Origin of the sequence: Helicobacter labetoulli (genome assembly GCF_003670275.1) — a bacterium.
GTDB classification, from domain to species: Bacteria; Campylobacterota; Campylobacteria; order Campylobacterales; family Helicobacteraceae; genus Helicobacter_C; species Helicobacter_C labetoulli.
This window is the reverse complement of record NZ_QXJF01000028.1, coordinates 1-7689: the sequence shown is the minus strand read 5'-3', so window position 1 is coordinate 7689 and position 7689 is coordinate 1. Positions and strand designations below refer to the sequence as shown.

The window sequence follows — 7689 nt, the reverse complement described above, 5'->3', positions numbered from 1 at the left end:
TCAATCTCAAATCACAATCTCATTTTAGCCCATTTTATCTAACAAAAAAAATATAAAGATGAAAAATCCAAAGTAACTAATCACAATCTCAAACCAAGTATTCTCAAGGGAATCTAACAAACAGAACAATCAATACGAAACTAAAAATCCAAATCTTTGTAGCAAATCAATCAACACTATCTTAAATCCATAAAACCAAACAAATTCAATCAAACAACCAAAAGCAAACAGCAAGATTCTATATAACGAAGTAAAAAATAAGTAAAAAGAAGATTTTCCCCCTCCCTGCATCGACCTACATTCCCACACCTGAAAGGTGCAGTATCATCGGCGAAGAGAAGCTTAACTGCCAGGTTCGGAATGGAGCTGGGTGTTGCCTTCTCTCTATAAACACAAGGAAAAGGGAAATAAAGACAAACTAAAACTTCTAAGACTTCTTTCAACTCTTTGCTTATCTTTAGAATCTGGCTAAACTCTAAAGAGTAGTCTCAATTAGCCCTTATTCTTAAGCCTTACTTGCATTACATAAGCCTGTATTCTAAGCTAATACATCAAAGTCAAAGATCATAAAAGCAAACCAAATACCAAGCTAAACTTCTCATATAAAATCCTAACTCAATACTAAGCTAAAGCCTAACAAAGCCACTCTACAATCTAGCTGATTGAAAGCTACTTAAAGCTTATTCCACACTGCTACACAGCATCGCATATATCTATCTTAGTATAAGTTAAAATAGATATATGCTCCATAGAATCTAAATGCTTATAAGCTAGATTCTATAAAAAGCTAAAGAGCTTTAGCTTTTTATTTTGCTTTAGGCTATATAGTTTATGTTCCACAGCCTATGTTCTATATGCTTTGTGCCTTGTCTTTTTCTTTTGTCCTTATTTCCATTTTCCTTATAGGGTAATGGTGTTAATAGCCACACAAGTGATTTTGCACTGCTTACACTACCGCATTTTCTAACAAATTGCATTAGCATAAAAACATATGCTAATGCAACGACTAAGAATCTATATAATACATAAAGTCTCAATGTTATTCTTTCGTATTTAGCAACTAACCATTCAATTACACTTCTCAATTACACTTCTTTCTTATCAAAGCAGATTCTATATCTAAGCTTCTCATTCTCAATTTATACTCACATATAAACTTGAATAACTAAACTCAAACAATAAAACCTTTAGAATCTTGCACTCAATAAGGCAGTAATCCTTAATAAAAAGCCAAACGGTCTATTAGTAGTAGTCAGCTAAACACATTACTATGCTTACACACCTACCCTATCAAGCAGCTAGTCTTGCTGCGACCTTCAGGGAAAGTTAATCTTGGAGTTGGCTTCCCGCTTAGATGCTTTCAGCGGTTATCACATCCACGCGTAGCTACGCAGCGATGCTCTTGGCAGAACAACTGCTACACCAGTGGCGTGTCCATCCCGGTCCTCTCGTACTAGGGACAGCTCTCCTCAACTTTCCTACGCCCACGGCAGATAGGGACCGAACTGTCTCACGACGTTCTGAACCCAGCTCGCGTACCGCTTTAAATGGCGAACAGCCATACCCTTGGGACCTGCTCCAGCCCCAGGATGCGATGAGCCGACATCGAGGTGCCAAACCTCCCCGTCGATGTGAGCTCTTGGGGGAGATCAGCCTGTTATCCCCGGGGTACCTTTTATCCTTTGAGCGATGACCCTTCCACACAGAATCACCGGATCACTATGACCGACTTTCGTCTCTGCTCGACTTGTTTGTCTTACAGTCAGGCTGGCTTATGCCATTACACTCTACTTGCGATTTCCAACCGCAATGAGCCAACCTTTGCAAGCCTCCGTTACTTTTTAGGAGGCGACCGCCCCAGTCAAACTACCCACCAGGCATTGTCCTGCTAGAGGATAACTCTAGCCAGTTAGCAGACAGAAACATTAAGGGTGGTATCTCAAGGATGGCTCCATCTCCACCAGAGTGAAGACTTCAAAGCCTCCCACCTATCCTGCGCATAATGCTCCCATCGGCAGTGCCAAGCTGTAGTAAAGGTCCACGGGGTCTCTCCGTCTTGCCGCGGGTAGGAGGAATTTTCACCTCCACTACAATTTCACTGAATTTCTGGTTGAGACAGCTCCCATCTCGTTACGCCATTCATGCAGGTCGGTATTTAACCGACAAGGAATTTCGCTACCTTAGGACCGTTATAGTTACGGCCGCCGTTTACTCGGGCTTCAATTCAACGCTTCGCATTACTGCTAACGAATCCTCTTAACCTTCGAGCACCGGGCAGGCGTCACACCTTATACTTCCTCTTACGAGTTTGCAAAGTGCTGTGTTTTTGGTAAACAGTCGGGAGGGACTCTTTGCTGAGACCACATTGCTGTGGCACACCTTATCGCGAACTTACGGTGCTAGTTTGCAGAGTTCCTTAACCAGAGTTCTTTCACGCGCCTTAGAATACTCATCTCATCTACCTGTGTCGGTTTGCGGTACGGGCAACATTAGCTAAACTTAGAGGCTTTTCTTGGCACGACGGCGTCAGTAGCACTCATCTTGATCCGAAGATCGCAACAAGCTATTCAAGTTTCGAATACAAGAGCGGATTTACCTATCTCTCAATCTACGCTTTTAAATTAGCACTTCCATCAGCTAACGCTACTTAGCCCTATGCGTCCCCCCATCGCACACTAATGTTGGTATGGGAATATTAACCCATTTTCCATCGACTACCCATTTCTGACTTGTCTTAGGACCCGACTAACCCTACGATGACGAGCATCGCGTAGGAAACCTTAGACTTTCGGCGAAGTGGATTCTCACCACTTTTATCGCTACTCATTCCTGCATGCTCACTTCGCATCGCTCCAGCACTCCTTACCGGTATGCCTTCAACGCTGATACGAACGCTCTTCTACCACTCTATGCACCAGCATAGAATCTACAACTTCGGTGTCTATCTTAGCCCCGTTATATTTTCTGCGCAAAATCACTAGACCAGTGAGCTGTTACGCTTTCTTTAAAGGATGGCTGCTTCTAAGCCAACCTCCTGGTTGTCTGAGTAACTTCACATCATTTTCCACTTAGAATAGAACTTTGGGACCTTAGTTGGTAGTCTGGGTTGTTCCCCTTTTGACGATTGATTTTATCACCCACCGCCTGACTCCCAAGATACGGTAATAGGTATTTGCAGTTTGACAGGGGTTGGTACCGCGGTGAGCAGCCCTAGCCCAATCAGAGCTCTACCCCCTATTACTATCACTTGAGGCTATACCTAAATATATTTCGAAGAGAACCAGCTATCACCAAGTTTGTTTGGCCTTTCACCCCTATCCACAGCTCATCCCAACCCGTTTCAATGGGTACGAGTTCAGTCCTCCACGAGCTATTACACTCGCTTCAACTTGGCCATGGATAGATCACTTGGCTTCGGGTCTGCAGCATCTGACTAAACGCCCTTTCAGACTCGCTTTCGCTACGGCTTCGCGTGTGCTTAACCTTGCCAGATACCACAACTCGCAGGATCATTATGCAAAAGGCAGTCCATCACCCTTGTAGGCTCACTTGAAAGATTTTGCTAAATTCAGCTTTTGGGTGCTTTTGGCGGAGCTTGAAAAATCTTTGTGTGACAGACTTTAGTCTAGTCTCCGCAAATTTTTCTACGCAACCACCAAAATCATCTCAAAATCTTAGAATTTTCTGCAATTTATATCTGCTTAGATTCTAAACTACAAACCGCAAAGTATTTTGAGACGATTTTAAGGGTTGTGCAGGTTTTTGTGCGGAGACTAGACTAAAGTCTGTCGCACAAACAAAAACCAAACTCCCTTAAAAGCGTCCAAAAGACAAGCGGATTCTAATCTCTCAAATGAGCCTACAATAGGGCTCTGAATGATTGTAGGCAGATGGTTTCAGGTTCTATTTCACTCCGCTCACTGCGGTTCTTTTCACCTTTCCCTCACGGTACTTGTTCGCTATCGGTGTGATAGTAGTATTTAGGGTTGGAGAGTGGTCTCCCCGGCTTCAGCCCGGATTTCACGTGTCCTGGCCTACTCTGGATCCTGCTACCTATGAATAATATTTCGCATACGGGACTATCACCCTCTATGATATGTTTTTCCAAACACTTCTGCTACATTATTCAAGTGGATATTGCAGTCCTCAACCCCAGTAGCAAGCTACTGGTTTGCCCTCTTCCCCGTTCGCTCGCCGCTACTAGGAGAATCTCATTACGATTTCTTTTCCTCTAGCTACTGAGATGTTTCACTTCGCTAGGTTCGCTCCATTAAAGGTAATACATATCTCTATGTATTGGGTTGCCCCATTCGGAAATCTATGGATCAAAGCTTCTTAGCAGCTCCCCATAGCTTATCGCAGCTTAGTACGTCCTTCATCGCCTCTATCACCCAAGGCATCCACCATCTGCCCTTAAAAGCTTTTTACTCTCAAGGATACTGCCTTATTGAATGCAAGAGATTTTGTGGTTTCTCTTTGTCAGTTTCTCGGGAGTTTGCTAGATGTTTGTGCGACAACCTTCAGGTTAGTCTCCGCACATCTATCTACACAACCCACAAAACTGCCTAAAGATAATTCCACAACCTATACTTTGCTTTATATTAAAATCAAACTCTAGCTTAGATTCTATTCTTCATAGAATCTACTCTCACAAGCTCCAACATATCACATCGTATAGTTTTAATCAACCCTACTTCAATAAGACAAGTATGTCGCGTAATTGTAGTTAATTACTATTTAGGCTATTAACAATAAAATTTCAAATAACATTTAGACTAAAGTCTAATGCAAAGTTTCTCACTTTATCCTTTCGCTTAAATCTGCAATTAACAAACTCTTGCTTTTTCTTTTCATTCTCCATTCTTTTGCCTTAACTCAATAAAGCTAAAGATTCTAAGAAAATATAGATAAGGATAAAACCTTGCATTAGACTTCATTATCTCTCACATTGCCAACATTGTCATATCTCATAGCATTACTTAGAGACTACTCTCAAAATGGTGGAGAATAGCGGGATCGAACCGCTGACCTCCTGCGTGCAAAGCAGGCGCTCTCCCAGCTGAGCTAATTCCCCTTAATAATCATCACTAAATATAGAATCTAAAATACATTACTTAATGTTTCAATAATGCAATAAAGCCTAACTTCTACCTTTAGCTTTGATAATTTAAATGGAATTATTTTCCAATGATTTTGAAAGTTGTTGAAAAGTTTTTGAAGGGATTTACCTTAAGGTAATGACCGAAAAAACTTTGAAAACTCTTTCAAAAGCGTAAAAAAGAATTTCATTTGGTGGGCTTAAGAGGACTTGAACCTCTGACCTCACCCTTATCAGGGGTGCGCTCTAACCACCTGAGCTATAAGCCCCTAAGCTCGCTATATATAATGTATAGTATTTGGAGATCTCTGAAAACTAAGCAAGTCCGTTAAGTCCCTTATACTCTCATAAGCATTGAGTTAAGATAAACAAATATCTTAACATATCTCTAGAAAGGAGGTGATCCAACCGCAGGTTCACCTACGGTTACCTTGTTACGACTTCACCCCAGTCGCTGCATCCGCCGTGGACGGTAGCCAATTTAGCATTCCGGCTTAGGGCGAATACAACTCCCATGGTGTGACGGGCGGTGAGTACAAGACCCGGGAACGTATTCACCGTGACATTGCTGATTCACGATTACTAGCGATTCCAGCTTTATGTAGTCGAGTTGCAGACTACAATCCGAACTGGGAGACGTTTTTGAGATTTGCTCCACCTCGCGGTATTGCTCCTCTTTGTGCGCCCCATTGTAGCACGTGTGTAGCCCTAGGCGTAAGGGCCATGATGACTTGACGTCGTCCTCACCTTCCTCCTCCTTACGAAGGCAGTCTCCTTAGAGTGCTCAGCTTAAACTGCTAGCAACTAAGGACGAGGGTTGCGCTCGTTGCGGGACTTAACCCAACATCTCACGACACGAGCTGACGACAGCCGTGCAGCACCTGTTTTCAAGCTCTGGCAAGCCAGCACTCCGCTATCTCTAGCAGATTCTATCAATGTCAAGCCTAGGTAAGGTTCTTCGCGTATCTTCGAATTAAACCACATGCTCCACCGCTTGTGCGGGTCCCCGTCTATTCCTTTGAGTTTTAATCTTGCGACCGTACTCCCCAGGCGGAATGCTTAATGCGTTAGCTGCATTACTGCCCTGACAAGCAGGGCAACAACTAGCATTCATCGTTTAGGGCGTGGACTACCAGGGTATCTAATCCTGTTTGCTCCCCACGCTTTCGCGCATCAGCGTCAGTAATGTTCCAGCAGGTCGCCTTCGCAATGAGTATTCCTCTTGATCTCTACGGATTTTACCCCTACACCAAGAATTCCACCTACCTCTCCCATACTCTAGAAAAGTAGTTTCAAATGCAATTCTATAGTTAAGCTACAGGATTTCACATCTGACTTACTTTCCCGCCTACGCGCTCTTTACGCCCAGTGATTCCGAGTAACGCTTGCACCCTCCGTATTACCGCGGCTGCTGGCACGGAGTTAGCCGGTGCTTATTCGTAAGATACCGTCATAATCTTCTCTTACAAAAGGAGTTTACAATCCTAAAACCTTCATCCTCCACGCGGCGTTGCTGCTTCAGGGTTTCCCCCATTGAGCAATATTCCCTACTGCTGCCTCCCGTAGGAGTCTGGACCGTGTCTCAGTTCCAGTGTGTCCGTTCACCCTCTCAGGCCGGATACCCGTCATAGCCTTGGTGAGCCATTACCTCACCAACAAGCTGATAGGACATAGGCTGATCCTTTAGCGAAAAACCTTTCCCCCGTAGGGAGTATCCAGTATTAATCACCGTTTCCAGTGGCTATCCCAGACTAAAGGGCACATAACCTATGCATTACTCACCCGTGCGCCACTAATCCACCTCTAGCAAGCTAGAAGCTTCATCGTTCGACTTGCATGTATTAGGCACGCCGCCAGCGTTCACTCTGAGCCAGGATCAAACTCTCCATAAAAATTATGGAAGTTTGAGTACAACATAATTAAATGAATGCCAAACTCTCCATAAGTGATAAAAAGCCAAAATTAAAAAACATAATCAGGCTTTTTATTTGAAGAAAAAAAGTGTTAAAGATGAGATTCTCAATGTATTAATGAGAATGAAACCATACTTCAACACTTAAAAGTTTGTCCTTGTCTCTTAGTTTAAAAAATCACAAAGACTAGAGTGTAGATTCTAAAAAGCTATTAAAACTACATATCTTAAAGCTATAATAGAAACTTTCTCAAAGTCATAAATGAGTTATGTATAATGAACTAAGAAACTTAAGTCTAATTTTTATTGCTTATATTAAAATAAGTAATAAAGTAACTTAACTTTCTTGCTTAGATGTCAAAGATCATACCAAATATAATGCACTACAATAACTTCAAGCTTGTATCTTAAAAGCTATGAACAATGATTATATTGATAAAGAACAACCATAGAAAAAGCAAACTAGAAAAAGTTTGATACTTTCATATCTTCACTATAATCTTCAAATCTTCATCTTGCACATCTTCAGCTTAAAGTTTAGACATTACTTTATGGCTTTTAGATTTTAAAGGATTAAAAACTAAAAACATCATAGTGATGAAAACCTAAGAGAAGAGACTAGAAGCTCAATCAAATGGGAGTGAAATAATACAGATTTAAAGCTTAATGGGGGCTTAAA

At 42.1% G+C, this 7689-nt stretch carries 1 protein-coding gene, 2 tRNA genes and 3 rRNA genes; all 6 read right to left on the bottom strand.

Features of this window, described 5'->3' with window-relative positions; all coding sequences use genetic code 11:
- Positions 1-282: 282 nt before the first annotated feature.
- The 6 genes from rrf to EBF12_RS10820 all read right to left on the bottom strand — a co-directional run bounded on the left by rrf (position 283) and on the right by EBF12_RS10820 (position 6990).
- Positions 283-398, bottom strand: a 5S ribosomal RNA gene (gene rrf / locus EBF12_RS10845).
- Between the two features lie 417 nt (positions 399-815).
- On the bottom strand, positions 816-1037 hold the full coding sequence (locus EBF12_RS10840; RefSeq protein WP_121727656.1) for a hypothetical protein: 222 nt from the start codon (positions 1035-1037) through the stop codon (positions 816-818).
- A gap of 184 nt (positions 1038-1221) precedes the next feature.
- A 23S ribosomal RNA gene (locus tag EBF12_RS10835) occupies positions 1222-4427 on the bottom strand.
- A 571-nt stretch (positions 4428-4998) separates the two neighbouring features.
- Positions 4999-5074, bottom strand: a tRNA-Ala gene (locus EBF12_RS10830).
- 216 nt (positions 5075-5290) lie between these two features.
- Positions 5291-5367: transfer RNA gene (locus EBF12_RS10825), tRNA-Ile, on the bottom strand.
- 123 nt (positions 5368-5490) lie between these two features.
- A 16S ribosomal RNA gene (locus tag EBF12_RS10820) occupies positions 5491-6990 on the bottom strand.
- The 16S, 23S and 5S rRNA genes sit together here with 2 tRNA genes alongside, the layout of an rRNA operon.
- Positions 6991-7689: the final 699 nt, after the last annotated feature.